Source organism: Streptomyces hygroscopicus (genome assembly GCF_026168105.1).
GTDB classification, from domain to species: Bacteria; Actinomycetota; Actinomycetes; order Streptomycetales; family Streptomycetaceae; genus Streptomyces; species Streptomyces hygroscopicus_D.
This window is the reverse complement of record NZ_LBMW01000006.1, coordinates 101079-127246: the sequence shown is the minus strand read 5'-3', so window position 1 is coordinate 127246 and position 26168 is coordinate 101079. Positions and strand designations below refer to the sequence as shown.

The window sequence follows — 26168 nt, the reverse complement described above, 5'->3', positions numbered from 1 at the left end:
CATGACAAGCGAGCTGCTCGACCGGGCCCTCGTCGAGGAGGCCACGAAGAAGTCCGGGCTGATCTGGGTCCAGGGCGGGCCGTCCCCCGACGCGGGTGCCCAGGGTGTGCCCGCGCAGGCGCTGTGGCATGTGTGGCACGAGGGCGCCGCCTGCGTGGTGGGCGACGGCCCCGGAGAACAGCCGCTGCCCGGGCTGGTCGACGGCGGGGATGCGGTCGTCACGGTCCGCAGCAAGGACAAAGGCGGCCGGATCGTCACCTGGCCCGCCACGGTGGCGGAACTGCCGCCGGGGTCGCCCGAGTGGGAGGGCGCGGTCGCCGAGCTGAAGGGCAAGCGGCTCAACGCTCCCGACGGCGAGGAGATGCCGGAGCGGTGGCGCCGGGAGTGCCGGGTGCTGCGCCTGGAGCCGCGGGGTACGACGGTGCCGCTGCCGGACGGCTCGCTCGCGGCCCCGCCGGTACCGACCCCGGCCACGACGCGTCACCCGATCCCGGCGGCCCTGCCACGGCTGCTGCGGCGCAAGCGCCGATAGCCTGCGGCGGTCCGGCAGAGCGTGCGGCCGGTCCGGCACCGCCGGGCGCCGTCGGCGTCACTGGGCGCCGCTGCGGCCGAAAGGTTGTCCGACTCCGCAAGTTTTTCCGGCTCCGCCAAAGGGCCGCCCCGGCCGATCCCGCGCCTCAGGAGGTCGGCAGCTGCTTGCCGTAGTCCACCGTCTCCTGTTTCGACGGCTCCGCCAGGGTGAAGTCCTTTCCCCAGTCCGACAGGCTGAGCGTCCCCGCGTTGCCGGCGCGGACCAGACGCAGCGGATACGGGACGCCCTCGAGGGAGACGTCCAGCATGCCGCCTGCGCCCTTGTCGCCGGTGATGCGGACCGTGCGGACCCCGTTCTGCTCGTTTCGGCCGTCCGTCGCCAGCGTGCCGTGCAGCGTCAGGAGACCGTCCAGCAGCAGATCCTTGTCGGTGAAGCCGCTGAAGCGCTTGTAGGCCGGATCTCCCGTCGGCACCTTCACATACATCCCGTCGAGCTTGCTCGCCGCGGCCGCCGAGCCCCCGCCGCTCGCCTTGCCGTCCTGCTGGTTCCAGAACGCCGCGTCGGCCTTCAGGAACAGGTGCTCCCCCACCCGCAGCAGCCGGAACGTGCCGTTCTTCGAGGTCACCGATCCGGTGCCCCCCTCGCCCTTCAGCCGCATGTCCAGGGTGTACGTGCCGCCGTTGCTGACGACGGTCCCGGACAGATGTACCGCCGACGCCGCCTTGGCCGCCTCACGGGTCCGGCTCTGGATCTTGTCGGCCGGCAGCTTCGCCAAGCCGTTCGTCCCGGCGTCCGGGTCGCCGCTGCTGCACCCCGTCAGCCCCGCGCCCGTCACGACCAGCGCGCACATCGCGCTCACCACTGCGGCCCTGCGGGTACGGCCCTGGGGAATTGCAGTCACGAGTGGGGCTGCCTCTCATGCGAGTGTCCTCATCGGCGTACGGCAGCGTACCGGTGCACACGAGGCCTTCCGGAGTCAGTCCGTCCGCGCTTCTCGCCAGGGCGTACCGCACCAGGACGGGCTAGCCTGAAGCCCACGCGAGCGGACAAAACGGTAGGAACAGGAGGCGCGCGCATGGCGGCAAGCGCCCCTCGCATCTTCGTCTCGCACCTGTCCGGCGTCGCCGTCTTCGACCCCAACGGCGACCAGGTGGGACGCGTGCGCGACCTGGTCGTCATGCTGCGCGTGGGGCGTCGGCCCCCGCGACTGCTCGGCCTGGTCGTCGAGCTCGTCACCCGCCGCCGTATCTTCCTGCCCATGACCCGGGTGACCGGCATCGAGTCCGGCCAGGTCATCACCACAGGCGTGCTGAACGTCCGCCGCTTCGAACAGCGGCCCACCGAGCGGCTCGTCTTCGGGGAACTCCTCGACCGGCGCGTCAAGCTCGTCGAGACCGACGAGGAGGTCACCGTCCGGGACCTCTCCGTGCAGCAGCTGCCCGCCCGCCGGGACTGGGAGGTCGACCGGATCCTCGTACGCAAGGGGAAGGGCGGGGCCTTTCGGCGCAAGGGCGAGACGATGCTGGTCGAGTGGTCCGCCGTCACCGGGTTCTCCCTGGAGGAGCACGGACAGGGCGCCGAGAGCCTGCTGGCCACCTTCGAACAGCTCCGGCCCGCCGACCTCGCCAACGTCCTGCACCACCTTTCCGCCAAGCGCCGCGCGGAGGTCGCCGCCGCCCTCGACGACGACCGGCTCGCCGATGTACTCGAGGAACTGCCCGAGGACGACCAGATCGAGATCCTCGGCAAGCTCCAGGAGGAGCGCGCCGCGGACGTCCTGGAGGCGATGGACCCCGATGACGCCGCCGACCTGCTCGCCGAGCTGCCGGAGGACGAGAAGGAACGGCTGCTGAGCCTGATGCAGCCCTCCGACGCGGCCGACATGCGCCGTCTGATGGCATACGAGGAGAAGACAGCGGGCGGCCTGATGACCACCGAGCCGATCGTGCTGCGGCCCGACGCCACCGTCGCCGACGCGCTCGCGCGGGTACGCAACGCCGACCTGTCCCCCGCGCTCGCCGCCCAGGTGTACGTCTGCAGGCCGCCGGACGAGACGCCGACCGGCAAGTACCTGGGTACCGTGCACTTCCAGCGGCTGCTGCGCGACCCGCCGTACACGCTCGTCAGCTCGATCCTCGACGACGATCTGCAGCCGCTGGCCCCGGACGCCCCGCTGCCCGTGGTGGCCGGGTTCTTCGCGGCCTACGACATGGTCGCCGCTCCCGTTGTCGACGAGTCCGGCTCACTGCTCGGCGCGGTGACCGTGGACGACGTACTCGACCACATGCTGCCGGACGACTGGCGCGAGACGGAGTTCCATCTGGAGGACGAGGGGGCCGCCGATGGCGCCTGAGCGCGAGAAGTACCCCTCCGGCGCGACCGCCGCCACCCGCCCCCGCATCCGGCTCGACCAGCCGCTGCCGCGGCGCACCCGCGTCCTGCCCGAGTGGGACCCGGAGGCCTTCGGGCGCATGTCCGAACGGATCGCGCGCTTCCTCGGCACCGGCCGGTTCATCGTCTGGATGACGGTCGTCATCGTGCTGTGGCTGCTCTGGAACATCGCCGCCCCGCTCTACCTGCGATTCGACCCGTACCCCTTCATCTTCCTGACCCTGATGCTGTCTCTGCAGGCCTCCTACGCGGCCCCGCTGATCCTGCTGGCACAGAACCGCCAGGACGACCGCGACCGGGTCAACCTCGAGCAGGACCGCAAGCAGAACGAGCGGTCGATCGCGGACACGGAGTATCTGACCCGGGAGGTCGCAGCACTGCGCACGGGCCTCGGCGAGGTCGCCACGCGCGACTGGATCCGCTCGGAGCTGCAGGACTTCATGAAGGACATCGAGGAACGGCGGCGTCCTGACGGGCATGTCGTATTCCCGGCGGAACGGTCGCGCGGACGTGATGTAGACGACCGCTGACGGGGCTTTCCGAGGCCCCCGCAGGGCGCCGTACCATCGTGGTTATGGCTACGGAAGACGCGGTGCGCGAGGCACTGGCGACGGTGAACGACCCCGAGATCCAGCGACCCATCACCGAGCTGGGGATGGTCAAATCGGTGGAGATCGGCGCAGACGGTGCGGTCGCGGTCACCGTGTATCTGACGGTCTCCGGCTGCCCCATGCGCGACACGATCACGCAGCGCGTGACGGAGGCGGTCTCCCGCGTCGAGGGTGTCACGCGGGTCGACGTCACGCTCGAGGTGATGAGCGACGAGCAGCGCCGCGAGCTGGCGACCGCGCTGCGCGGCGGCCAGGCCGAGCGCGAGGTCCCGTTCGCCAAGCCGGGCTCGCTCACCCGTGTGTATGCGGTGGCCTCCGGCAAGGGCGGCGTCGGCAAGTCCTCGGTGACGGTGAATCTGGCGGCGGCGATGGCGGCCGACGGCCTGAAGGTCGGTGTCGTGGACGCCGACATCTACGGCCACAGCGTGCCGCGCATGCTGGGTGTGGACGGCCGCCCGACCCAGGTCGAGAACATGATCATGCCGCCGCAGGCGAACGGCGTGAAGGTCATCTCGATCGGCATGTTCACCCCGGGCAACGCGCCGGTGGTCTGGCGGGGCCCGATGCTGCACCGCGCGCTCCAGCAGTTCCTCGCCGACGTGTTCTGGGGTGACCTGGACGTGCTGCTGCTGGACCTGCCGCCGGGCACGGGCGACATCGCGATCTCCGTGGCACAGCTGGTCCCGAACGCGGAGATCCTGGTGGTGACCACCCCGCAGCAGGCGGCCGCGGAGGTCGCCGAGCGGGCGGGCTCCATCGCCGTCCAGACCCACCAGAAGATCGTGGGCGTGGTCGAGAACATGTCCGGCCTGCCCTGCCCGCACTGTGACGAGATGGTCGACGTCTTCGGCACGGGCGGCGGTCAGGTGGTCGCCGACGGCTTGACGCGCACGACCGGCGCCACGGTGCCGGTCCTCGGCTCCATCCCCATCGACGTCCGCCTGCGCGAGGGCGGCGACGAGGGCAAGCCGGTGGTCCTGACGGACCCGGACTCCCCCGCGGGCGCGGCCCTGCGCTCGATCGCGGGGAAGCTGGGGGGCCGGCAGCGGGGCCTGGCAGGCCTGTCGCTGGGGATCACGCCGAAGAACAAGTTCTAGGGCGCCCCGGGCAACCACGGACAACCGCAGCCACCGATGTCCGGATGACTGGCGGCGAGGGGGCACCGTGACCAACGGTGCCCCCTCGGTCTACGCATAGGCGCCTCGGCCTGTGCGGCCCATTGCCCCAGTGAGATCCATGCGTCCTTTCGTCCTATGCGTAGGCCGCGATGTCCTTGATCACGGCGAAGCCGAGCCCATATGCGCTCATGCCCCTGCCGTACGCCCCCACGTGCACGCCCGCCTGCGTGGACCCGGCGAGTACCCAGCCGAACTCGGACTCGCGGTAGTGGAACGGCGTGGGGACACCGTCCACGGGCAGGGACAGGGTGGACCAGTCGGGGCCGGTCAGATCGTCCGCCAGCGCCCACGCCGTCTCGGTCTGCTGGTCGAGCCAGTCGTCCCGCAGACTGTGGTCCATCTGACCGGGCCAGGTGAACGACAGCAGCCCCACGCCCGCGAGCCAGGCGGCCGAGGAGACCGACGTGGCCTCCAGCAGGCCGGTGCCGTCGGCGCTGCGCCGTACGGGGTTGGCCGCGACGGTGACCACGACCGCGAAACGCTCGTTGTCCTCGGTGGACTCGCTGCGCACGGAGGGCTCGTCACCGTGTCCGGTCGATCCGTGCTCCACGGCCCCGTCGGCCGCGGTACCCACCTGCATCAGCCAGCGCGGCCCCGTGAACGCCTCGTCGAGGCCGTACCACGGGAAGGACGCCTTGAGGTAGCCGTCGACCGTGCGCCGGGCGAAGGGGAGCTGCTGCCCGCCCTCCGCGTCCGGCGCCTGCGCGCCCACCCGACTCGTCGTCTCCATCTGCCCGGACGCCTCCTCGCTCTCGTCGGACCCGGGCGGCCCGCCCCCCACGGGCGTCCTTGCTCCCAAAACGGTCCGCACAACAACTGGGCAGCATAGCCACAGCACTCCGGGCAGCATGGAAACGCCCGGCGCGTACGGCCGCTTGCACGTCGCAAAATGGCCGCGCGCACGCCGATGGGCGTATGGCCTGCGTCACGTCACCGCGCGGCGTCCCACAACGCCGACGGCGTCCGCGTACGGCTCAGGTGGCGTCCGAGTCGAAGGGCGGGCGCTCGCCGGGGTCGGCCGTTTCGGGCTTCTTCGTCATGTCGACGCGATCGGAGGAGGGCGAGGAGGACGACGAGGGCGACGGGGACGACGGGGACGACGGGGATTCAGTGTCGCGGCCGTGCACCGCGTCCGTGACCTCGGCCATCTCCTTCTTCAGGTCGAATCCGTTGCGGATCTCCTGGAGCCCCAGGCCGTCGTTCTCCAGCTGCTTGCGGATGAACGTCTTGGGGTTGAGGTCCTCGAACTCGAAGTCCTTGAACTCGGGCCCCAGTTCACTCCGGATGTCCTGCTTGGCGCTCTCCGAGAACTCCCGGATCTTGCGGATGGTGCGCGTGACGTCCTGGATCACCTTCGGGAGCTTGTCCGGACCGAAGATGAGCACAGCGATGACGACGATCGTCACCAGCTCGAGCGGTCCTATGTCATTGAACACCTGAAGCTCCTAGCGATGTCCTCGGTCCTCGGCCCCGGTGGTCGATGCGGGTCTTCCGTGGATCCGGGCCGAATCCACGGTACCCGTCGTTCCTGTCCGACGGGTACCGTCCCGGCGCCCCGTGCGCGTGCGCACGTCGGGTTTTCCGGGATGTTTGCCTTGTAGGGCAATTTTCGGGACCGTCCGTATGAGGGTGAGGTTGGTGTCAGTTGCCGTCCGCGGACCCGAGGACGAGGGTGAGCCTCCGTTCGGCGCCGTCGCGGACGACGGTCAGTTCCAGGCGGTCACCGGGGCGGTGGGCGCGGGTCCTGACAATGAGCTCCTCGCCCGAACGGACGTGTACACCGTCGACCTCGGTGATGACGTCACCGGGCTTGATGCCGGCCCTGTCTCCGGGGCCGCCCCGGGTGACCGAGGGGCTGCCGCCGGCGCCCTTCGCGCCGACGCGGGCCCCGTCTCCCGTGTAGTTCATGTCGAGCGTGACACCGATCACCGGGTGGGTGGCCTTGCCGGTGTTGATCAGCTCCTCGGCGACGCGCTTGGCCTGGTTGACGGGGATGGCGAAACCGAGCCCGATGGAACCGGCCTGGCCGCTCTCGCCGGAGCCGCTGTCGGCCGACCGGATGGCGGAGTTGATGCCGACGACCCGTCCCCTGGAGTCGAGGAGGGGGCCGCCGGAGTTGCCGGGGTTGATCGGGGCATCGGTCTGCAGGGCGTCGACGTACGACACATCGCTCCCGTCGCCCTTGTCGCCACCGGCCGTGATGGGCCGTTCCTTGGCGCTGATGATCCCGGAGGTGACGGTGCCTGCCAGGTCGAAGGGCGCGCCGATGGCCACGACCTGGTCGCCGACCTGGACATTGTCGGAGTTGCCGAGGGGCATGGGCCTCAGCCCCCGGACGCCGCTGACCTTGACGACGGCGAGGTCATAGCCGGTGTCCCGGCCGACGACGGTGGCCTTGGCGGTCTGCCCGCCGTTGAAGGTCACCGATATCTCGCCGCCGGACCCCGCGGGCTGGACGACATGGTTGTTGGTGAGGATGTGTCCGGCGCCGTCGAGGACGAACCCGGTGCCGGTGTCCTCGGTGTCGGTGCCCTTGACATGCAGGGTCACGACGCTCGGCAGCGCACGGGCGGCGATCCCGGCGGTGCTGTCCGGCGCCCGTCCCTTGGGTTCCTCCCCGGCCTGCGGCAACTGGACGCTCCCGAATCCTCCGTCGCGCTCCAGGACGGCGCCGACGACACCGCCGATACCACCGGCCACGAGCGCGATCAGGACGGCCCCGAGCACGAGCGCCTTCCTGGTCCGCCTGCGCCGCTGCTCCTGGGTGGCGACGGGCGCGCCGTTCTGCTGGAAGGGGGCCTGAGGTGCCCAGGGGTCGTAGTGCTGCCAGGGAGTGGTGGGCGGGGCGGTCGGCGCTCCCGGCGGCACGAGTGCCGAAGGGGCCGGTGCGGGCGAGCCCGGCGGGAGAGGAGCTTCCTGCGCCGGAAGCGGCACGGGTCCCGCGCCGTGCGCGGACGTCACCCCCGGGTGCTGGACCGGCGGGGCGGGGGCCCAGGGGCCGGGTTCGCCGTACGGCGGGGTCCCGTAGGGGTCGGGATCGTGGAGCGGCTTGGGACGCTCGGCGGGAGCGGCGTGCGCAACGCCCCCTGGCTGTGCCGCCGCACCCTCGGAACATTCCTGCTCGACGCCGCCCGCAGCGGCGAACCCGACGGGCACCGCATCGGACGCCTCGGACGGCGCCTGATCCACGACCCCACCCTCGGACCGCACCGAAACCGGATGCTCCAGTTCGAAGTCCCCTTCACCGCCGCCCGGCCCGGACTCCACCACAGCCGAGGACTCCAGCCCACCATCCCGAGCTGCCACCGCCCCACCCGGGGGCTCCACCGCAGGCGGGGACTCCAACTCGACGTCCCGACCAGCCACCGCCCCACCCGGCTCCGAGGCAACCGGGGACTCCAGCTCGAAGTCCCCCTTCGTGTCGGCTCCGCTTCGCAGGGGCGCACCGGCGGGGCGACTCAGTTCATAGTCGCCGTCGGAACCTCTGCCCCGCCCCTCACCGCCTGCCGCCGAGCCCTCGACGCCCCGCGCCCCGGCACCCCCCGACGCCTGGAGGCCTTCATGTGCCCCGGAGCCCAGGTCGGTCCCGGCGCCCGCGCCGTCGCGTGCCGCAGATGTCTCCATCTCGGTCTCCCCGGCAGGGATCGGCTTCCCCTCGTTCATGCTCTCCCCACACCCGGCCCGCGGCAGCGCGGCACCGGCAGTCACCGCTTGATCATCGATTCCGCGCCCGGATCGCCTGCGCGGGCGCGGCAGTCCCTGGATTCAACCAGGTTCCGGGAGCGGCAGGCAGACGTCCGGCTCACTGGGCGGTGTGCGAGGAGGGCGGGAGCGTGGAGGTTGCGGAAGGAGCCGGCGGCGACGCGGTTCGCAGCCCGGGAGCCATGAGCCTCGGGGCAGTCGGCCAGGAGGTCGTCGTGACCGGCCCGGTCTCGGCGAGCGGACGTATGAGAGGGGACATCACCGCGGCTCCGGCCACCACGGGAGCGGTCAGCGCACGGATCTCCGAGGCGTCCTGGACCGGGGCGGCGATTCCGGGCAGCAGCGGGGCCGATGCCGCCGTGGACGCCACGGGTCCCCCGCCGACGGTGACCTGCCCGAGCACCGGTGTGCTGCGTCGGCGCTGGACCTCGGGGGCCGTGGCACCGCCCGTGCCCGGCGTACGCGTCGGGACGACATTGCTGCCGGTGCCCGGACCACCGCGAGCCTCCACGCCCGTATCCGTCGGGACGCTCGACACCCCGCCGAGCGCGATCGCGGCCAGCGACACCGCGCCCGCGGCGACGAACGCGAACCGCAGCCCGCGCGAGGACGGGCGCTCGGGGTCGGGGCGCCCCACGTGATGGATACGGAAACCCCGGTCCCCGGAGAGGGCACGGTCCTCGGACGGGGCCAGCGCCGTGGCGTGCGGCCCCGACGGGACGTACGAGAAAGGCTCGCCCCTCACGCCGAAGACGCCGGGGCCCGAGGGCAGCCCCCCGGTCCCGTGGAGCCTTCTGCCGAACCCTCCTCCGCCGAGCGGCGTGCCACCGCCGTCGACGTCACCTCCCGACGACAGGCCCTGGAGGCGGGCCAGAAGGCTTTCTGAGGGGGGCGGCGGCGCCGCCTCCGCGAAGACGTTCTTCAGTCGGCGCTGTGCGTCGGCCTCGGCCTTGCACTTCGCGCAGGTGGCCAGGTGGGCCAGCACGCGCTCGCGCGTCTCATGACCGAGCTCTCCGTCCACCAGGGCGGAAAGACGGTCTCCCAGGTGCTGCTCTGTCGGTGTGGGGCGACGGGATCCACTCACGCGGTCGCGCCTCCTCCCCCCAGCGCGGGCACCCGGGCCATGAAGGAGCGCCGCTCGGCTCGGGCCTCGGGAGAACGGTGCGCCAAGGCCTTGCGCAGCTGCGAACGGCCGCGGTGGATGCGGGAGCGGACCGTGCCGAGCTTGACACCCAGGGTCGCGGCGATCTCCTCGTACGACAGTCCTTCGATGTCGCAGAGGACCACGGCCGCGCGGAACTCGGGCGCCAGGGTGTCCAGGGCCTGCTGGACGTCAGCGTCGAAGTGCGCGTCGTTGAAGACCTGCTGCGGGTTCGGCTCGCGACTGGCCAGCCGCTCGGCCGCGTCCTCGCCGAGCGCGTCGAAGCGGATGCGCTGCTTACGCCGGACCATGTCCAGGAAGAGGTTCGTGGTGATGCGGTGCAGCCAGCCCTCGAACGTGCCGGGCGTGTAGGTCGACAGGGAACGGAAGACCCGGACGAAGACTTCCTGGGTCAGGTCCTCGGCGTCGTGCTGGTTACCGGTCAGGCGGTACGCCAGTCGGTAGACCCGGCCGCTGTGGGTGCTGACGATCTCCTCCCAGGTGGGCGGAGTCCACGCCTGCGAGTCCGCGTGGGTGGCGAAGGTCGCGGTCTGCGCGGTGTCAACGTGGTGGGTGTCAGCAATGTCGGTCACGGATTTCGGCTCACCCGATGACCTGAGAAGGCGCCGCAGCACTCCTCCCCGATCCACAGGCGCAGCCGCACCTCCCCTGTCGGCTCTGGTGGTGTCCAGTGGAGCACCTACCATAGCCACCTCGCCCGTTAGCTCCGGATAAGCGGTTTTACGAGAATTTGATGGGCGCTGATGCTGCTGCGTCAGCACTTGCTCGATGCCCAGGTCCATGCCCTTTCCCCCGTCTTTCCCCCGCTGCTCTTCCCACCCTTCTAAACGCCCGGTCCCATCTGCGGGTTCCCGCGGTCAACGGATACAGTCACGCCCAGGCAATCGCGGGGACAGGAGAGGGCCATTACCGGCAACCGGCAGACGAGCTGGGCGTTCGCCGACGCCTATGTCGCCGAGGACGACGCGCTGCGCTGGGCCCGCGACCGGGCCCGTGAGGCAGGGCTGCGCTCGGTGTCGCCCGGCGCGGGCGCAGCGCTGCGGTTGCTCGCCGCCACCGTGGACGCCAAGGCGGTGGCGGAGATCGGGACCGGATGCGGAGTCTCCGGGATCCATCTGCTGCACGGCATGCGGCCGGACGGCGTCCTGACCACGGTGGACCCCGAGCCGGAGCACCAGCAGTTCGCCCGCCAGGCCTTCCGCGCCGCTGGCTTCGCCAGCAACCGCGCCCGGTTCATCCCCGGCCGTGCCCTGGACGTGCTGCCCCGGCTCGCGGACGCCGGCTACGACCTGGTCTTCTGCGACGGCGATCGACTGGAGGTCCTGGACTACCTCGCTGAATCGTTGCGCCTGCTGCGTCCCGGAGGGCTCGTCGTCTTCGAGGGCGCCTTCGCCAATGGCCGCACCATCGACTCCGGACCGCAGCCCACCGAGGTCCTGCGCCTGCGGGAGCTGCTGCGCGCGGTCCGGGAGAGCCCGGACCTGGTGCCCTCGCTGCTCCCCGTGGGCGACGGGCTGCTGTGCGCGCTCAAGCGCTGATCACACGCGCGACGGACGAGGTCGGAGCGCGCCGAGGGGTACGTGAGGACCGCACCCCGACAGACAGCGGCCCCGGCACCACGTACGATGCCGGGGCAACTGAAACCTGGGGTCGCTTGCGCGTCAGCCGACGACCTTCTTGAGGGCGTCGCCAAGCGCGTCGGCCTCGTCAGGGGTCAGCTCGACGACGAGCCGACCGCCGCCTTCGAGCGGAACGCGCATGACGATGCCCCGCCCCTCCTTGGTCACCTCGAGCGGGCCGTCGCCCGTCCGCGGCTTCATGGCCGCCATGCTCGTTCCCCTTCCTGAAACCAGCTCATCGTCAGCCGACGGCCCCTTGAAGGGCACTCGGTCCTTCGCAGGACACGCGACACCGGCCTCGAACACATTGCTTCCAAGCCATTATCCCGCATCTCAGGACCCGATGACCAACATGAGTCGGCATCGCTTGGGCAACACGCGCGAGCAAAACCACTCAATTCGGCGATGTGACTGTGATACTTCGCCCCCGCACGGACCTCCCCCGAGCGGATGTCCACGGAAATTCTTTGACACAGGTCACACGTCCGGTCCGTTCCACGGCCGGTGATCTCGGCCATGCTGTCCTCGGACGCAGGCGTACCGACCGGTACGACGGAGCCGTGACACCGGAGGGGACCACCATGGCCGACACCGTGCTCTACGAGGTGAGCGACGGACTGGCGACGATCACGCTGAACCGCCCCGAGGCGATGAACGCACTGAACATCGCGGCCAAGGTCGCCCTCCGGGACGCGGTCCGGTCCGCGGCGGCCGACGAGGCCGTACGGGCGATCCTGCTCACCGCCGCCGGTGACCGGGCGTTCTGCGTGGGACAGGACCTCAAGGAGCACATCGGCCTGCTGGCCGCCGACCGCGAGACGGGCTCGGGGCAGACGATGAGCACGGTGCGGGAGCACTACAACCCGATCGTCCGGGCGCTGGCGGGTGCGCCCAAGCCGGTGGTGGCAGCGGTGAACGGGGTCGCGGCGGGGGCCGGTTTCGGTTTCGCGCTGGCCGCGGACTACCGGATCGTGGCGGACACCGCGGCCTTCAACACGTCGTTCGCGGGGGTGGCGCTGACCGCGGACTCGGGCGTCTCGTGGACGCTGCCTCGGGTGGTGGGGCCGGGCCGCGCCGCCGATCTGCTCCTCTTCCCGAGGAACATCGGCGCTCAGGAGGCGTACGAGCTGGGGATCGCGAACCGGGTCGTCCCCCCGGCGGAGCTGCGGGCCGAGGCGCAGAAGGTGGCCACGGCGCTCGCCGAGGGGCCGACGGTGTCGTACTCGGCACTCAAGGAGGCGGTGGCTTACGGCCTCACGCACTCCCTGGAGGAGACGCTGGAGAAGGAGGACGAGCTCCAGGCGCGGGCGGGGGCTTCGGAGGACCACGCGATCGCGGTGCAGGCGTTCGTGAACAAGGAGAGGCCCAAGTACCTGGGCCGATGACGTCGGCCCGGCCGGACCGGTCATACCCGGGACCCGGCCGGGCCCGGCGTCCCGGGTGGGACCGGCCCGGGACCCACGCCCTGTTCCCGCCCCGACGGTCCTGTCCTCACGCGCCGGAGGGGCCGTTCCTGGCCGCGCAAGCCTCCAGGTGGTCGTCCACCAGCCCGCACGCCTGCATCAGCGCGTAGGCGGTCGTCGGGCCGACGAAGCGGATGCCGCGCTTCTTGAGTGCCTTGGACAGGGCCGTCGACTCGGCGGTGACGGCCGGGACGTCCGCGAGGGTCTTCGGGACGGGCCGGGACGCGCTGTCGGGGGCGAACGACCAGATCAGCTCGTCCAGCTCCCCCGGCGCCCAGTCCGCCAGCACGCGCGCGTTGGCGAGGGTCGCCTCGATCTTGGCGCGGTTGCGGATGATGCCCGGGTCGGCGAGCAGGCGCTCCTGGTCGGAGTCCGTGAAGGCGGCCACCTTGGCGATCCTGAATTCGGCGAAGGCGGCCCGGAAGCCCTCGCGGCGGCGCAGGATCGTGATCCACGACAGGCCCGACTGGAAGGCCTCCAGGCACAGCCGCTCGTACAGCGCGTCGTCGCCGCGGACCGGGCGGCCCCACTCCTCGTCGTGGTACGTCACGTAGTCGTCGGTGGACAGGGCCCAGGGGCAGCGCAGCACGCCGTCGGGTCCCGCCAGGGCGGCGCCGCTCACTGGTGGTCCCCCTCGGCGCGCCGGTCCGTGACGTCCCGGGCCGCGCGGGCGCCAGCGAGGGCGGCCTCCAGGTCGGCGATGCGGGTGTCACGCTCGGCGATCTCGGCGCCGAGACGGCCGAGCACGTCGTCCACGTCCGCCATGCGGTAGCCGCGGACGGCGAGCGGGAAACGCAGGGCCTCCACGTCCGCACGGCCGACCGGCCGGTCCGGTGGCAGCGGGTCGTCGAACCGCTCGGGCACAGCCTCCTGGAGGGGGGCGCGCTCGCCGCCGCCCACCACGGCCAGTGTCACCGCGGCGACCACGGCGGCGAGCGCGACGACCAGGAACAAGAACATGTACATCACTGAGGTCCCCACGCTCGGTGCCGGCGCGGTGCGCGCCGACGTGGAAGTGCCGATGTCGAATGTCTCCAGGTCCGATCGTGCCATGTGTCGCTGACAATTAAGGTCGCAGGCGGCCGGACGACAGGACATAAGGGGAGAGGTCACAGCGGATGCTCAGACTGGGCGGGCGTGAATTCGGCGCACACGAGCCGGTGATCATGGCGATCGTGAACCGGACCCCGGACTCCTTCTACGACCAGGGGGCCACGTTCCGCGACGAACCCGCCCTCGCGCGCGTGGAGCAGGCCGTGGCCGAGGGCGCCGCGATCATCGACATCGGCGGGGTGAAGGCCGGTCCGGGGGAAGAGGTCACGGCCGAGGAGGAGGCCCGGCGGACGGTCGGCTTCGTCGCCGAGGTGCGGCGTCGCTTCCCCGATGTGGTGATCAGTGTGGACACCTGGCGGCACGAGGTGGGCGAGGCGGTCTGCGAGGCGGGGGCGGATCTGCTCAACGACGCGTGGGGCGGGGTCGATCCACGGCTCGCGGAGGTGGCGGCGCGGTACGGGGTGGGGCTGGTGTGCACGCACGCGGGGGGATCGCAGCCGCGGACCCGGCCGCACCGGGTGACGTACGACGACGTCATGGCCGACATCCTGAAGGTGACCGTGGGGCTGGCCGAACGGGCGGTGGCGCTGGGGGTGCCGCAGGAGTCGGTGCTGATCGATCCGGGCCATGACTTCGGGAAGAACACACGGCACAGCCTGGAGGCGACGCGACGGCTGGACGAGATGGTCGCCACGGGGTGGCCGGTGCTGGTGTCGCTGTCCAACAAGGACTTCGTCGGCGAGACGCTGGACAAGCCGGTCAAGGCACGGGTGCTCGGGACTCTGGCGACGACCGCGGTGTCCGCGTGGCTGGGGGCGCAGGTGTACCGGGTGCACGAGGTGGCAGAGACCCGTCAGGTCCTGGACATGGTCGCCTCGATCGCCGGCCACCGCCCCCCGGCGGTGGCACGCCGGGGCCTCGCCTAGCCGGACTGGGGCTCTCGAACACCGGAGGGGATGGGAAGTGAGCTCCTCCGGCGGTCGAGGCCGTTCCGGCCGGGCCGGGGTCCAGGGGGCGGTCCCGTCGGGCGGGCGGCACCCCCGGCATCGGCCCGGGACGAGCGCCTGGGCACCGCCTAGCGTCCCGCCTCCTTGGAGACCAGTGCCACCGCCTCGTCCACGTCGTCCGTGATGTGGAACAGGAGGAGGTCCTTGTCCGAGGCCTTGCCCTGGGCCACCAAGGTGTTCTTGAGCCAGTCCACCAGGCCGCCCCAGTACGACGTGCCGTACAGGACGATCGGGAAGCGGGTCACCTTCTGGGTCTGGACCAGGGTCAGGGCCTCGAAGAACTCGTCCAGCGTGCCGAGGCCGCCCGGCAGGACCACGAACCCCTGCGCGTACTTCACGAACATCATCTTGCGGACGAAGAAGTAGCGGAAGTTCAGGCCGATGTCGACGTAGGGGTTCAGCCCCTGCTCGAAGGGCAGCTCGATGCCCAGGCCGACCGAGATCCCCTTCGCCTCGCAGGCGCCCTTGTTCGCCGCCTCCATCGCACCCGGGCCACCGCCCGTGATCACCGCCCAGCCCGCCTCCACCAGGCCGCGCCCCAGCCGTACGCCCGCCTCGTACTCGGGGGAATCCACGGGCGTCCGCGCCGAGCCGAACACGCTGATCGCGGGCGGGAGTTCGGCCAGCGTGCCGAACCCCTCGACGAACTCCGACTGGATGCGCAGGACCCGCCACGGATCCGTGTGCACCCAGTCCGTGGGGGCGCGCTCGTCCAGCAGCCGCTGGTCGGTGGTGCTCTTCATCACCTGGGCCCGCCGGCGCAGCACCGGGCCGAGCCGCTGCTCGTCGGGGGGCACCTTCTTGCCCTCGGGGTTGCCGGTAGGCATATGCGCTCCCTCCGCCTCGGGGCCTCCCCGGCTCGGGCCGGGCCGAGAGCTCGGGGAAGGTCGTTCCACCCCAGCGTAGATCCACGCAGGTTACGGAGGGGGGACATGCGCATGTCCTGCATGGGCCGCAGTCCCCACGGCTCGTGGAGGTCAGGACGTCAGCCAGGCCCTCAGCCGCTCCTCCCCGGCGAGGATCTTCGCCGTCTGCACACGCTCGTCCCGCCTGTGCGCCAAGTGAGGGTTGCCAGGGCCGTAGTTGACGGCCGGAACGCCGAGTGCGCTGAAGCGGGAGACGTCCGTCCAGCCGTACTTGGGCTGCGGGGTGCCCCCGACCGCCTCGATGAACGCCGCGGCGGCCGGGTGCGAGAGGCCGGGCAGCGCGCCGCCACTGTGGTCGACGACCTCGAACTCCTCCACCCCGCAGTCCGCGAACACCTCGCGGACGTGCGCGACGGCCTCCTCCTCGGTCCGGTCCGGCGCATACCGGAAGTTGACCGTGACGACGCACTCGTCGGGGATCACGTTTCCGGCCACCCCGCCCGAGATGCCGACCGCGTTGAGCCCCTCCCGGTACTGCAGGCCGTCGATCACCGGGTACCGCGGTTCGTACGCGGCGAGGCGGGCCAGGATCGGGGCGGCCGCGTGGATGGCGTTCGCGCCCATCCAGCCTCGCGCGGAGTGGGCCCGCTCGCCCTTCGTCCTCAGCAGGACCCGCAGCGTGCCCTGGCAGCCTCCCTCGACCTGGCCGTCGGAGGGTTCGAGCAGCACCGCGAAGTCGCCCTCCAGCCACTCGGGATGGGCTTCGGCCACATGCTTCAGACCGTTCAGACGGGCGTCGACCTCCTCGTTGTCGTAGAAGACGAACGTGAGGTCGCGACGGGGCTCGGGGACCGTCGCCGCGATGCGGAGCTGGACCGCGACGCCGGACTTCATGTCGCAGGTGCCGCAGCCCCACAGCACGCCGTCCTCGTCCAGCCGTGAGGGGACGTTGTCCGCGATGGGCACCGTGTCGATGTGCCCGGCCAGGATCACGCGCTCGGCGCGGCCCAGGTCCGTCCGGGCCACGACGTTGTTGCCGTACCGGTCGACGCGCAGGTGCGGGAGGGTGCGCAGCGCGGTCTCGATCGCGTCCGCGAGGGACTTCTCGCTGCCGCTCTCGGAGGGGAAGTCGACGAGCTGCGCGGTCAGCCGCGCGGCATCCAGCGTGAGGTCAAGCGGGGTATCGGCCATGACGTCGACCCTAGCGCGCCGGACCGAGGGTGCTGGTCACAGGAGTTGTCCACAGCCTCGGAGAGCGTCCCCGGGCACCTCCAGTACCTTGTACGCGTGCCAGAGCCGTCCCCCAAACCCAAGCGCCGCGGCCGCCTCCTCCGTTTCGGGGCGGCCTTCGCGGTCCTGCTCGCCGTGGCGGGTTACCTCGCCGTCCAGTACCTGACCGGCTCGTCCGCACCGAGATGCCGGGTCGTCTCGGGCAAGGGCGACGCCGCGTCGTACGAGTTCACGCCCGAGCAGGCGGTCAACGCGGCGACGATCTCCGCCGTCGGCACCACCCGCGGCATGCCCGAGCGCGCGGTGACGATCGCGCTCGCGACCGCGCTCCAGGAGTCGGGCCTGCGCAACATCGAGCACGGCGACCGGGACTCCGTCGGTCTGTTCCAGCAGCGCCCGTCGCAGGGCTGGGGCACCAGTAGACAGATCATGGACCCGACGTACGCGGCGGGGGTGTTCTACGAGCATCTGGCCAAGGTGCCCGACTACGCCCAGCTGCCGCTGACGGTCGCCGCGCAGCGCGTGCAGCGCAGCGGCTATCCGGAGGCGTACGCGAAGCACGAGCCGGACGCCGAACTGCTCGCCGCAGCGCTCACCGGGCGCACGGAGGCCACACTGACCTGTCAGGGGCGCCCGGCCCAGACCGGCACCGGCGGCCCGGACGCCGTGCGGGCCGCGCTCGTACGGGACTTCGGACGCGACGTTCTGCAGACGGCGGGCGAGGAGGTGGGCACGGCGTGGCCTTCGCCGTCGCCCACCGCCACGGCCATGGCGGCACCGGCCGCGAACGCGGTGACGATCCCGGTGCCGCGGAGGTCCACGGCCTCGGGCACCGTCAGTCAGCGCGGCTGGGAGCTGGCGCACTGGGCGGTGGCCAACTCGTCGGCGCTGCACATCGCGCGCGTTTCCTTCGCGGGCCATGAATGGTCGCATGGAGGCTTTGCGAGCGAATGGCGTACGACCGGTGGCGCCGACGGGAAGTCTCCGACCGCCGAAGTCCGCATTGTCACCGGGGAATAGCCCGGGCAACAGTACGGATCCTCACCCTTCGGGGTAATGCGCGGCGCGCCTCGTCGACGGGGCGCGCACGTTTTCGGGCAACCACTCCCGCACACCCGGAATCCCTTGAGGACAAAGGGCTGTAAGGATTCGGCAGGCTTTCCGGCCGACTACTGTTTGCCCGATTTCATCCCCAACCGATAATGCGACACATTGCCAACTCTTTACGGAGGACCACCGCAACCTTCGCGGACTTCGAGCGGTAGTCACTGCGTCCGAGCCCGAACGATCAACAGCCGCGTCGGCCGACAGCCTGTCGGACGTGGGCGGCCGGTCGCTCGCCGAGCGGCCGAACTTGCGGGCACGGTCGGACACTTCACCGTTCTCTCCCGTCTAAGGAGCATCATGTCCCTCCCCCTGACCCGCCGGATCGCCCGTGCCGCGCTGCTGATCGCAGCGGGAGCGGCGCCCGTGGTCGGTGCGGCCGGCTCCGCCAGCGCGGCGACGACCGACCTGTCGGCCACCCCGAACCTCGGTGGGGTGACCGCGCTGGACGGCGCACAGGCCGGCACGACCGTCGACGGCGCGGCCCACAAGGCCGACGGTGCGGCCCAGAAGGTCACCGGGGTCGCGCGTGACACCGGCGGCCAGGCGGTCAACACCGGAAGCACCGCGGTCAAGAAGGCCGTGCCGACCGCGACCAAGACCGGCGGCAGGGTCGTCGGGACCACGACGCCGGTCGCGCAGAAGGCGGCCGGGGACGCTACGGGGCAGGCCGGCGGCCTGGTCGGTCAGACGGCGAAGACGGGGCTGCCGGGACAGTCGCTGCCGGGGCTGCCGCTGGGCGGCTGAGCCTCGGGCTCGCAACGGCGGAGGGGTCCAGGGAATGCCCGAGACCCCTCCGTCCGCGTGTACCGGGGCTCGATGCGCCTCCAGGCGGTGTCGGACACCGCCTAGCCGAGGCGCTCCACCGCCGCCCGGACCCGCTCGTCCGTCGCCGTCAGCGCCACTCGCACGAACTTCTCGCCCGCCGGGCCGTAGAAGTCGCCGGGGGCAACCAGGATGCCCCGTGCGGCGAGCTGGGACACCGTCTCCCAGCAGGACTCGTCACGGGTCGCCCACAGGTACAGGCTCGCCTCGCTGTGCTCGATGCGGAAGCCGTGCCGCACGAGGGCGTCGCGCAGGGCCGTGCGCCGGGCCGCGTAGCGCTCGCGCTGCTCGCGGACGTGGGTGTCGTCGCCCAGGGCGGCCACCACGGCCGCCTGCGTCGGCGCCGACGTCATCATGCCGCCGTGCTTGCGGATCTCCAGGAGCGGGCCCAGGACCGCGGGGTCGCCTACGAGGAACGCCGCCCGGTAGCCCGCCAGGTTCGACCGCTTGGACAGGGAGTGGACCGCGACGATGCCTTCGTACGAGCCGCCGCACACGTCCGGGTGCAGGACCGAGACGGGGTCGGCCTCCCAGCCGAGCTCGAGGTAGCACTCGTCGGAGAACACCAGGACGCCGTGCTCCCGGGCCCACGCGACGATCCTCGTCAGCTCGTCCTTGCCGAGGACCTGGCCCGTCGGGTTCGACGGCGAGTTGAGCCACAGGAGCTTCAGGTTCGCCGGGTCCAGCTCCGTCGGGCCCGGCACGTCAGCGCCCGGTGTCACCGCGTAGACCTCGTGGTCCGCGCGGGCCAGGCGCGCGCCGACCTCGTACGTCGGGTAGGCCAGGCGCGGGTAGGCGACCCGGTCGCCGGGGCCGAGGCCCAGCTGGGTCGGGAGCCAGGCGACGAGTTCCTTGGAGCCCACGACCGGCAGTACGTGGCGGTGGGTCAGGCCGCGGGCGCCGAGGCGGCGCTCCGCCCATCCCGTGATCGCGTCCCGCAGCTCGGGCGTGCCCCAGACGGTCGGATAGCCCGGGGAGTCCGCCGCCGCGACGAGCGCCTTCTGGATCAGCTCGGGGACCGCGTCGACGGGGGTGCCGACGGACAGGTCGACGATCCCTCCCGGGTGCGCGGCGGCCGTCTTCTTGTACGGCTCCAGCTTGTCCCAGGGGAAGACGGGCAGGCGGTCGCGCAGCGACTCCCCGGAAGGGTGGCTACGGGCGACGGGAGAGGGGTCGGAGACTGCGGACACGGGATCGCGCTCACTTTCTGGTACGACGGACGCCCTCTTCTGGTACGACGGACGCCCTCTACGAGCGTACGGGCGCCAAACGCCGCGGTCCCGTGCGGCGCGGGAGCACCGTACGGGACCGAGGCGGCAGGGATGTGCGGGCCGCTTACTGGTTCATCGGGGGCAGCGCCGCGATGAAGGGGTGGTCGCGCTCGATCAGCCCCAGCTTGCTGGCGCCACCGGGCGAGCCGAGCTCGTCGAAGAACTCGACGTTCGCCTTGTAGTAGTCCTTCCACTCCTCGGGAGTGTCATCCTCGTAGAAGATGGCCTCGACCGGGCACACCGGCTCACAGGCTCCACAGTCGACGCATTCGTCCGGGTGGATGTACAAGGACCGCTGGCCCTCGTAGATGCAGTCGACCGGGCACTCCTCGATGCACGCCTTGTCCTTGACGTCGACACAAGGCTCTGCGATGACGTAGGTCACGCTGTCGTTCCTCCTCGGTAGGGCGCTGGCGGGCCTCCTCAGGCTCCGCCGCCTGGCGCGCGGGAGCGCGGCGTCGTCGATGCCCGCACCTAGTATCTCCGTTCCTGGGCACGATCCGAACAGGAGGGGTGAACCGACCTGTGGAAATCTCTGCGGGCGGACGGCTGGAGGTCCGTATCACCGCCGCTGACGTGGGAAAACGCGTATCAGTACGGCGGTGGAACGAACATGCCGCCGAGGGTGAGAAGTTCACCGATACGGTCGGCGTTCTCACATCATGGGACAACGGTGTGCTGCTGATCACACGGCGCGACGGGCAGAGCGTCCGGATCGCGGAATCCTCGCTGGTCGCGGGCAGGGTGGTTCCCGCCGCCCCGGCCCGCCGGCGGGGTCCCTCGGCCTCGTACGAGGAGCTGGCGCGGATCTCTGCCCGGGCCTGGCAGCCGGTCGAGCGGGAGCGGCTCGGCGAGTGGGAACTGCGCGCCGCCGCCGGATTCACGCGCCGGGCCAATTCGGTCCTGCCGCTCGGCGACCCGGGGCTGCCCCTGGACGAGGCGCTGACGGTCGTACGACGTTGGTACGCGGACCGTGAGCTGCCCGCGTACCTTCAGCTCGCGACCGGGGCAGAGGGCACACAGGAGCTGCTGTGCGCCCAGCTGGAGGCCCGCGGCTGGCGGCGGGAGGTGACCGCCGAGCTGTGGACCGGCGCACTGGCGCCGGTGGCGGACCGCGAGGTGCCCGAGGTCGTGCTCTCGCGCGCCGCCGACGAGGCATGGCTCGCCCGCTACCAGCGCAAGGGGCTGAGCGAGGTGGCGCTGAGGGTGCTGGGCAGCGGCCCGTCGGTGTGGTTCGCGACGGTGCCGGGCGCGCAGGGTGCGCCGCCGGCGGCGATCGGACGGTGTGTGGTGGACGGACGCTGGGCCGGTTTCGCGGCGGTCGAGGTCGATCCGGAGCGGCGCAGGCAGGGCCTGGCCACCGCAGTGATGGCGGCCCTGGCCCGGCAGGCCCTCGACGAGGGCGCCTCCGCGGCCTGGCTGCAGGTGGAGACCGGCAACGCGGAGGGGCGGGGCCTGTACGCGCGGCTCGGATTCGGGGCGCATCATGCATACCACCACTACCGGGAGCCGGAGGGCTCCCGTGGACCGGACGCGGGCGGCCCGGCCGCCGCGGGGCCCGGCCCGATGGTGTGAGAGGTTCCGTGGCTGCCATGCGTGACCCCTGTCCCCCGGAGCCGGAGCGGGCCGCCGAGGTGCGGCGCCGGTTCGGCGACGAGGCCCGCTCCGCGCGACCCGATCTTGCCGCCCTCTGTCTGCTCGTGGGCGCGGCGGCGGACGGCACGCTGGACGACGCCGGGATGGACGCCGCGCAGATCGAGCTGGACCGGCTTGCCGGGCAGCTGCCGTACGCGCCGGGCGAGCCGCGGTCCTGGGCCGCGGCGCTGGCCGACGTCCTCGGCGTGCGCTGCGGTTTCCGCGGCCAGGCCGCGGACTACGAGCGCCTTGAGTCCTCGCTGCTGCACGAGGTGCTGCGGCGCCGTCGCGGGCTGCCGATCCTGCTGTCGGTGGTGTGGATGGAGGTGGCCCGCAGGGCCGGGGCGCATGTGTACGGCGTCGCACTGCCCGGACATTTCGTCGTGGGGTTCGGGCCGCCGGACGTCCAGGTGCTGGCCGACCCCTTCGACGGGGGTCGCGTGCTGACCGGCGGTGACGCCGAGATGCTGGTGGCCGGGGCCACGGGGGCACCGCTCGACCCGTCGATGCTCGCGCCCGCGGACCCGCTGGACGTGGTGCTGCGGGTGCTGAACAACGTCCGTGCGTGGGCCGCCGCCCGGCCGGAGCGGTCGGATGTGGCCCTGTGGGCGGTCGAGCTGTCGCTGTTGCTGCCGTCGCATTCGGCGCGATTGCGCTATGAGCGGGCGCAGCTCCTGGTGCAACGGGGGGAGTTCGTTCAGGGGGCTGCGGAGCTCGACGCGTATGCCGAGCTGGTCTCCGCTGTTGACGAGACGGCCGCGGAAGCCGTGCGGCGGCAGGCCCGGGCGGCTCGAGCCCTGCTCAACTGACCATCCGCCCACGCGCCAAGGGAAGTCCGGTCGTTGCGCGGGAGGCGGATCCGTCGCCGTTGCCGGCGCCCACGCGGCGTGGCTGCGACATGTCGCAGCCCCCTTACGGGCGCGCCCCCCGGGCGGTCACAACCAGCCCTTTTCCCTTGCGATCCGGACCGCCTCCGCCCTGTTCCGTACGGCCAGTTTCTGGATGGCCGTGGAGAGGTAGTTGCGGACCGTGCCCTGGGACAGATGCAGGGCCGCGGCCAGTTCCGCGTTGGTCGACCCGTCCGCCGCAGCGCGCAGGACCTCCCGTTCCCGGTCGGTCAGCGGGTTGGCGCCGTCGGCCAGGGCGGCCGCCGCCAGCGAGGGGTCGATGACGCGCTCCCCCGCGAGCACCTTCCGTATCGCCTCGGCCAGTTGGGAGGCCGGCGCATCCTTCACCAGGAACGCGTCGGCACCCGCCTCCATCGCGGAACGCAGATAACCGGGACGTCCGAACGTGGTGAGGACGACCACCTTGAGCGCCGGGAGCTCCCGGTGCAGCTCGGCCGCCGCCTCGATCCCGGTGGCACCGGGCATCTCGATGTCCAGCAGCGCCACGTCCACCCCGTGGTCGCGCGCCGCCGACAGCACCGCGTCTCCCCGGGCGACCTGGGCGACGACCTCGATGTCCTCCTCGAGGCCGAGCAGGGCGGCCAGCGCCTCCCGGACCATCGACTGGTCCTCGGCGAGCAGGACCTTGATCGTGCGGCTCATGCCCCGGATCCTATGTCCACCGCGGCATCGACAGGCACGCGCGCGACCAGCCGGAAGCCGTGCTTCACACGACCCGCCTCCAGTGTCCCGCCGGCCTTCTCCAGTCGCTCGGTCAGACCCGTCAGACCGTTGCCGGGGCCCTTGCCCGAGCCGCCCGAGCCGTCGTCCTCGACGCAGAGTTCCAGCATCGGCCCGTCGAGGGTCTGTCGCCGGATCACCTCCACCGTGCAGCGCCCCGCGCCGCTGTGCCGTACGACGTTGGTGACCGCCTCGCGCAGCGCCCAGGCGAGGGCGGACTCACTCTCTTCCGGGACGTCCGTGAGGTCCGGCTCGGCGGGCACGTCCGCGGTGACCCCGGCCGCCGTCAAGGCGACCTGGGTGCCCGCGAGTTCGGCGGCCAGGCGCGGACGGCGGTAGCCGGTGACCGCCTCGCGCACATCGACGAGGGCCTGACGGCTGACCTGTTCGATGTCGGCGACCTGCTGGGCCGCCTTGTCGGGGTGGTCGGGGAGCATACGGCCGGCGAGCTCGCTCTTCAGCGTGATGAGGGAGAGCGAGTGGCCGAGCAGGTCGTGCAGGTCGCGGGCCATGCGCAGCCGCTCCTCGTTGGCGGCGAGCTGCGCGACGGTCGCTCGGGCCTTGCGCAACTCGACCGTCGTGCGCACCAGTTGCCCGACACCCGTCATCGCGTACCCGATGAGCAGCACGAGCAGGACCAGGTTCCGCGGCTCCTCCTCGCCGACGTGCAGCCCGACGAGCAGCATCTCGGCGGCCGTCGCCGGGATCGCCCAGTAGGCCAACCGCAGCGGGAGGGTCGCCCCGCACGCGACGGCGACGTAGACGAAGAGGCCGGTCCAGGAAGAGCCGAGCGTGAAGCACAGCAGGGCGGCGAGCGCGGCGAGGACGACGAGGAGGACGCCGACGAACCTCCCGGTCAGCGGCCTGCCCATGTTCCGGAAGACCAGCGTGAGATAGACCCCTACGAAGGCCGCGAGGCCCAGCGAGCCGGCCATGGTGCCCGCGGTTGTGTGGTTGCCGGAGGCCAGGTCGTGCACCGGCGAGCTGAGGAAGACGAGCCAGACGCCGATCCACAGGGTCTTGCGCAGCAGTTCGCGCCGGTTGCGGGGCGACTGGCCCATGCGCATCAGCCGCTCCATCCGGGCCTCGTCGGACCGCAGGTCCTGCGTCATGGCGCTCACGCCTTCAGCGTGTCCTTCCGGTACAGCCATGCCGCGCCGCCCGCGAACAGGGCGAAGAAGACGACGAGGATGGCGATGTCCTTCGCGTGCGGGGCCTGGCTCTGTTCGATGGCCTGCCCGAGGGCAGAGTACGCGTGCGTGGGCAGCCACTTGGCGATGTCCTGCAGCCAGGCGGGGAAGACCGCCGACGGCCACCACAGGCCGCCCAGGATGGACAGGCCGAAGTAGGTGATCATGGTGATCGGACGGACCGCGTCTCCGGTGGCGAGGTAGCCGATGGCGACGCCGAGCGCGGCGAAGACGAGGCTGCCGGCCCAAATGGCGCCGGTGAGGGCGAGCCACTGCCAGGCGTCCAGCCGTACGTCCTTCAGGGCGGCGGCGACCACGAAGACGACGACGATGGACGGCAGGCTGACGACGGCGGCGCTGGCGGTCTTTGCCAGGACGTAGCCGCGGCCGGGCAGGGTGGTCAGCCGCAGTTGCCGTACCCAGCCGTTCTCGCGCTCCTTGGCGATGCGCTCGCTGTTGCCCATCAGGACGGCGGTCAGGGCGCCGAAGGACGCCATGGAGACCATCATGTACGTGGGGAGGGTCAGGCCGCTTCCGGGGACCTTGGCAGTGCTGCCGTTGGTGCTCGAGATGAGCAGGAACAGGGCCGAGGGGTAGATCACGGAGAAGAACAGGAACTTGCGGTTGCGCAGGGCGCGGGTGAGCTCCAGCTTGATCAGGCTGTTCATGACTGCTTGGCCTCCTCGGCCTCGGTGATCGCGACGAACGCCTGCTCCAGCCCGAGCCCGGCGACTTCGAGGTTGCGGGGGTAGACGCCGAGTCCGTACAGGGCGTGAACGGTCGCGTCGGCGTCTGAGGTCTGCATACGGACGGTCTGTCCGGAAATGTCTATCGATGTCAGGAAGGGCAGCGCGCGCAGCGGGGCGTCGTCGATCGAGCCCTCCAGCTCGAAGGAGACGCGACGCGCGCCGGCCTTCGCCTTGATCTCGGCGGCGGTGCCGTCGGCAAGGAGCCGCCCCCGGTGCAGGACGAGCACACGGTCCGCGATCGCATCGGCCTCTTCGAGGTAGTGCGTGGCGAACAGGACCGTACGCCCCTGGTCGGCCTGTTCGCGCATGGTGGCCCAGAAGGCCTGGCGGGCCGAGACGTCCATGCCGGTGGTCGGCTCGTCGAGCACGATCAGATCGCTGGCGCCGGCCGTGGCCAGGGCGAAGCGGACGCGCTGTGCCTGGCCCCCGGAGAGCTTGTTGACCTTGCGGTCGGCGATCCCCGAGATGCCCGCGCGGGCGAGCACATCGGTCACCTTGTGCGGCTTCGGGTGCAGATGACAGGCGAGCCCGACCAGCTCGGCGACCGTGACCTCCTCCATCAGGCCGCCGCTCTGGAGCATGGCGCCCACGCGCCCGGCGACGATGGCCTCGCGCGGGCTGGTCCCGAACACCCGGACCGAGCCGCTGTCCGCGTGCTTGAGCCCGAGGAGAAGGTCCAGCGTGGTCGACTTGCCCGCGCCGTTGGGGCCCAGCAGGGCCACGGTCTCGCCCGGATGCAGTGCGAGCGTCAGCCCGTCCACGGCCCGGACGTCACCGTAGGTCTTCGTCACCTGCTCGAACCCGACCACCGAACCGGTGGCCGCCACTGTTGTCGTCATGCATCCATCGTCGCGGCGCGGGACATCGCCGGTCAGTGCCGCATGTCGCCGATCCTGCATGACAGATGTCATACGGCGGGGGCGGCAGCGCCCGCGCGCATGGCACAGGCACC

At 71.6% G+C, this 26168-nt stretch carries 28 protein-coding genes; 11 read left to right on the top strand and 17 right to left on the bottom strand.

Going from position 1 to position 26168, the window contains the following annotated elements; translation table 11 throughout:
- Position 1: 1 nt before the first annotated feature.
- On the top strand, positions 2-532 hold the full coding sequence (locus AAW14_RS08910) for a hypothetical protein (RefSeq protein WP_265561751.1): 531 nt from the start codon (positions 2-4) through the stop codon (positions 530-532).
- Between the two features lie 145 nt (positions 533-677).
- Here AAW14_RS08910 and AAW14_RS08905 read toward each other — a convergent pair whose 3' ends face one another.
- Positions 678-1433: a hypothetical protein gene (locus AAW14_RS08905; protein WP_265561749.1), complete on the bottom strand. Its 756-nt coding sequence runs from the start codon at positions 1431-1433 to the stop codon at positions 678-680.
- 174 nt (positions 1434-1607) lie between these two features.
- Between AAW14_RS08905 and AAW14_RS08900 the strand changes: the two genes are divergently transcribed.
- Genes AAW14_RS08900 through AAW14_RS08890 form a run of 3 tightly spaced genes read left to right on the top strand, consistent with a single transcriptional unit; the run spans position 1608 to position 4631 of the window.
- Positions 1608-2885 (top strand): magnesium transporter MgtE N-terminal domain-containing protein, encoded by a 1278-nt coding sequence (locus AAW14_RS08900; protein WP_265561747.1) that lies wholly within the window; start codon positions 1608-1610, stop codon positions 2883-2885.
- Positions 2875-3453 (top strand): DUF1003 domain-containing protein, encoded by a 579-nt coding sequence (locus AAW14_RS08895; protein WP_265561745.1) that lies wholly within the window; start codon positions 2875-2877, stop codon positions 3451-3453. The genes AAW14_RS08900 and AAW14_RS08895 overlap by 11 nt, the downstream gene beginning before the upstream one ends.
- Before the next feature lie 44 nt (positions 3454-3497).
- Entirely contained in the window at positions 3498-4631 is a 1134-nt protein-coding gene (locus AAW14_RS08890) for an Mrp/NBP35 family ATP-binding protein (RefSeq protein ID WP_265561743.1), read from the top strand.
- A gap of 154 nt (positions 4632-4785) precedes the next feature.
- Here the strand turns inward: AAW14_RS08890 and AAW14_RS08885 are convergent, their stop codons facing one another.
- From AAW14_RS08885 to sigE, 5 genes are all read right to left on the bottom strand, one after another.
- Positions 4786-5442 carry a hypothetical protein gene (locus tag AAW14_RS08885; protein ID WP_265561741.1) on the bottom strand — a complete coding sequence of 219 codons (657 nt, stop codon included), beginning with the start codon at positions 5440-5442 and terminating at the stop codon, positions 4786-4788.
- A 244-nt stretch (positions 5443-5686) separates the two neighbouring features.
- Positions 5687-6148 (bottom strand): sec-independent translocase, encoded by a 462-nt coding sequence (locus tag AAW14_RS08880; RefSeq protein ID WP_265561739.1) that lies wholly within the window; start codon positions 6146-6148, stop codon positions 5687-5689.
- Positions 6149-6353: 205 nt separating this feature from the next.
- Positions 6354-8375 carry a S1C family serine protease gene (locus tag AAW14_RS08875; protein WP_322741029.1) on the bottom strand — a complete coding sequence of 674 codons (2022 nt, stop codon included), beginning with the start codon at positions 8373-8375 and terminating at the stop codon, positions 6354-6356.
- Positions 8376-8514: 139 nt separating this feature from the next.
- Positions 8515-9498, bottom strand: coding sequence for a zf-HC2 domain-containing protein (locus tag AAW14_RS08870; RefSeq protein ID WP_265561737.1), 984 nt, complete (start codon positions 9496-9498; stop codon positions 8515-8517).
- Entirely contained in the window at positions 9495-10190 is a 696-nt protein-coding gene (sigE, locus tag AAW14_RS08865) for an RNA polymerase sigma factor SigE (protein ID WP_265562005.1), read from the bottom strand. Before sigE ends, AAW14_RS08870 begins: the two co-directional genes overlap by 4 nt.
- 225 nt (positions 10191-10415) lie before the next feature.
- Between sigE and AAW14_RS08860 the strand changes: the two genes are divergently transcribed.
- A complete protein-coding gene (locus AAW14_RS08860; protein ID WP_322741037.1) occupies positions 10416-11114 on the top strand; it encodes an O-methyltransferase in 699 nt (232 codons plus the stop codon).
- 123 nt (positions 11115-11237) lie between these two features.
- Here AAW14_RS08860 and AAW14_RS08855 read toward each other — a convergent pair whose 3' ends face one another.
- On the bottom strand, positions 11238-11405 hold the full coding sequence (locus AAW14_RS08855; RefSeq protein WP_003966491.1) for a DUF3117 domain-containing protein: 168 nt from the start codon (positions 11403-11405) through the stop codon (positions 11238-11240).
- 371 nt (positions 11406-11776) lie between these two features.
- Here AAW14_RS08855 and AAW14_RS08850 point away from each other — a divergent pair, with 371 nt between their 5' ends.
- Complete coding sequence (locus AAW14_RS08850; RefSeq protein ID WP_265561637.1) at positions 11777-12580, top strand: enoyl-CoA hydratase/isomerase family protein; 804 nt, start codon at positions 11777-11779, stop codon at positions 12578-12580.
- Positions 12581-12686: 106 nt separating this feature from the next.
- Here AAW14_RS08850 and AAW14_RS08845 read toward each other — a convergent pair whose 3' ends face one another.
- Both AAW14_RS08845 and AAW14_RS08840 read right to left on the bottom strand, forming a co-directional pair.
- Entirely contained in the window at positions 12687-13280 is a 594-nt protein-coding gene (locus AAW14_RS08845; protein WP_322741028.1) for a DNA-3-methyladenine glycosylase I, read from the bottom strand.
- Positions 13277-13624: a DivIVA domain-containing protein gene (locus tag AAW14_RS08840; RefSeq protein ID WP_265561999.1), complete on the bottom strand. Its 348-nt coding sequence runs from the start codon at positions 13622-13624 to the stop codon at positions 13277-13279. Before AAW14_RS08840 ends, AAW14_RS08845 begins: the two co-directional genes overlap by 4 nt.
- 152 nt (positions 13625-13776) lie before the next feature.
- On the opposite strand from AAW14_RS08840, the gene folP reads away from it, so the two are divergent.
- Positions 13777-14637: a dihydropteroate synthase gene (folP, locus tag AAW14_RS08835; protein ID WP_265561636.1), complete on the top strand. Its 861-nt coding sequence runs from the start codon at positions 13777-13779 to the stop codon at positions 14635-14637.
- Positions 14638-14786: 149 nt separating this feature from the next.
- Here the strand turns inward: folP and AAW14_RS08830 are convergent, their stop codons facing one another.
- Both AAW14_RS08830 and dapE read right to left on the bottom strand, forming a co-directional pair.
- Positions 14787-15545 carry a TIGR00730 family Rossman fold protein gene (locus AAW14_RS08830; RefSeq protein ID WP_265561635.1) on the bottom strand — a complete coding sequence of 253 codons (759 nt, stop codon included), beginning with the start codon at positions 15543-15545 and terminating at the stop codon, positions 14787-14789.
- Between the two features lie 150 nt (positions 15546-15695).
- Complete coding sequence (dapE, locus tag AAW14_RS08825) at positions 15696-16775, bottom strand: succinyl-diaminopimelate desuccinylase (RefSeq protein ID WP_265561634.1); 1080 nt, start codon at positions 16773-16775, stop codon at positions 15696-15698.
- 96 nt (positions 16776-16871) lie between these two features.
- Here dapE and AAW14_RS08820 point away from each other — a divergent pair, with 96 nt between their 5' ends.
- Positions 16872-17834, top strand: coding sequence for a heavy metal transporter (locus AAW14_RS08820; protein WP_265561633.1), 963 nt, complete (start codon positions 16872-16874; stop codon positions 17832-17834).
- 384 nt (positions 17835-18218) lie between these two features.
- Entirely contained in the window at positions 18219-18665 is a 447-nt protein-coding gene (locus AAW14_RS08815; RefSeq protein ID WP_265561632.1) for an ATP-binding protein, read from the top strand.
- 101 nt (positions 18666-18766) lie between these two features.
- Here AAW14_RS08815 and AAW14_RS08810 read toward each other — a convergent pair whose 3' ends face one another.
- The gene (locus AAW14_RS08810) at positions 18767-19933 is read right to left on the bottom strand and encodes a bifunctional succinyldiaminopimelate transaminase/glutamate-prephenate aminotransferase (RefSeq protein WP_322741027.1); all 1167 of its coding nucleotides are present in this window, start codon (positions 19931-19933) and stop codon (positions 18767-18769) included.
- A gap of 145 nt (positions 19934-20078) precedes the next feature.
- Positions 20079-20399, bottom strand: coding sequence for a ferredoxin (gene fdxA, locus AAW14_RS08805; RefSeq protein WP_043443616.1), 321 nt, complete (start codon positions 20397-20399; stop codon positions 20079-20081).
- 140 nt (positions 20400-20539) lie between these two features.
- On the opposite strand from fdxA, the gene AAW14_RS08800 reads away from it, so the two are divergent.
- A complete protein-coding gene (locus AAW14_RS08800) occupies positions 20540-21589 on the top strand; it encodes a GNAT family N-acetyltransferase (RefSeq protein ID WP_265561631.1) in 1050 nt (349 codons plus the stop codon).
- 17 nt (positions 21590-21606) lie between these two features.
- Complete coding sequence (locus AAW14_RS08795; protein ID WP_265561630.1) at positions 21607-22458, top strand: transglutaminase-like domain-containing protein; 852 nt, start codon at positions 21607-21609, stop codon at positions 22456-22458.
- Positions 22459-22584: 126 nt separating this feature from the next.
- Here AAW14_RS08795 and AAW14_RS08790 read toward each other — a convergent pair whose 3' ends face one another.
- From AAW14_RS08790 to AAW14_RS08775, 4 genes are read right to left on the bottom strand one after another with little or no spacing between them, the layout of a single operon-like run.
- Positions 22585-23199 (bottom strand): response regulator transcription factor, encoded by a 615-nt coding sequence (locus AAW14_RS08790; RefSeq protein WP_265561629.1) that lies wholly within the window; start codon positions 23197-23199, stop codon positions 22585-22587.
- The gene (locus AAW14_RS08785; RefSeq protein WP_416223276.1) at positions 23196-24398 is read right to left on the bottom strand and encodes a sensor histidine kinase; all 1203 of its coding nucleotides are present in this window, start codon (positions 24396-24398) and stop codon (positions 23196-23198) included. Before AAW14_RS08785 ends, AAW14_RS08790 begins: the two co-directional genes overlap by 4 nt.
- Positions 24395-25135 (bottom strand): ABC transporter permease, encoded by a 741-nt coding sequence (locus tag AAW14_RS08780; protein ID WP_265561628.1) that lies wholly within the window; start codon positions 25133-25135, stop codon positions 24395-24397. The genes AAW14_RS08785 and AAW14_RS08780 overlap by 4 nt, the downstream gene beginning before the upstream one ends.
- On the bottom strand, positions 25132-26055 hold the full coding sequence (locus AAW14_RS08775) for an ABC transporter ATP-binding protein (RefSeq protein ID WP_265561627.1): 924 nt from the start codon (positions 26053-26055) through the stop codon (positions 25132-25134). Before AAW14_RS08775 ends, AAW14_RS08780 begins: the two co-directional genes overlap by 4 nt.
- Positions 26056-26168 lie beyond the last annotated feature (113 nt).

Coding starts and splice junctions, on each gene's coding strand:
- AAW14_RS08910 (WP_265561751.1), top strand. CDS start 2: ATGACAAGCGAGCTGCTCGACCGGGCCCTCGTCGAGGAGGCCACGAAG.
- AAW14_RS08900 (WP_265561747.1), top strand. CDS start 1,608: ATGGCGGCAAGCGCCCCTCGCATCTTCGTCTCGCACCTGTCCGGCGTC.
- AAW14_RS08895 (WP_265561745.1), top strand. CDS start 2,875: ATGGCGCCTGAGCGCGAGAAGTACCCCTCCGGCGCGACCGCCGCCACC.
- AAW14_RS08890 (WP_265561743.1), top strand. CDS start 3,498: ATGGCTACGGAAGACGCGGTGCGCGAGGCACTGGCGACGGTGAACGAC.
- AAW14_RS08885 (WP_265561741.1), bottom strand. CDS start 5,442: ATGGAGACGACGAGTCGGGTGGGCGCGCAGGCGCCGGACGCGGAGGGC.
- AAW14_RS08875 (WP_322741029.1), bottom strand. CDS start 8,375: ATGAACGAGGGGAAGCCGATCCCTGCCGGGGAGACCGAGATGGAGACA.
- AAW14_RS08855 (WP_003966491.1), bottom strand. CDS start 11,405: ATGGCGGCCATGAAGCCGCGGACGGGCGACGGCCCGCTCGAGGTGACC.
- AAW14_RS08850 (WP_265561637.1), top strand. CDS start 11,777: ATGGCCGACACCGTGCTCTACGAGGTGAGCGACGGACTGGCGACGATC.
- AAW14_RS08840 (WP_265561999.1), bottom strand. CDS start 13,624: ATGTACATGTTCTTGTTCCTGGTCGTCGCGCTCGCCGCCGTGGTCGCC.
- folP (WP_265561636.1), top strand. CDS start 13,777: ATGCTCAGACTGGGCGGGCGTGAATTCGGCGCACACGAGCCGGTGATC.
- AAW14_RS08830 (WP_265561635.1), bottom strand. CDS start 15,545: ATGCCTACCGGCAACCCCGAGGGCAAGAAGGTGCCCCCCGACGAGCAG.
- dapE (WP_265561634.1), bottom strand. CDS start 16,775: ATGGCCGATACCCCGCTTGACCTCACGCTGGATGCCGCGCGGCTGACC.
- AAW14_RS08815 (WP_265561632.1), top strand. CDS start 18,219: ATGTCCCTCCCCCTGACCCGCCGGATCGCCCGTGCCGCGCTGCTGATC.
- AAW14_RS08795 (WP_265561630.1), top strand. CDS start 21,607: ATGCGTGACCCCTGTCCCCCGGAGCCGGAGCGGGCCGCCGAGGTGCGG.
- AAW14_RS08790 (WP_265561629.1), bottom strand. CDS start 23,199: ATGAGCCGCACGATCAAGGTCCTGCTCGCCGAGGACCAGTCGATGGTC.
- AAW14_RS08780 (WP_265561628.1), bottom strand. CDS start 25,135: ATGAACAGCCTGATCAAGCTGGAGCTCACCCGCGCCCTGCGCAACCGC.
- AAW14_RS08775 (WP_265561627.1), bottom strand. CDS start 26,055: ATGACGACAACAGTGGCGGCCACCGGTTCGGTGGTCGGGTTCGAGCAG.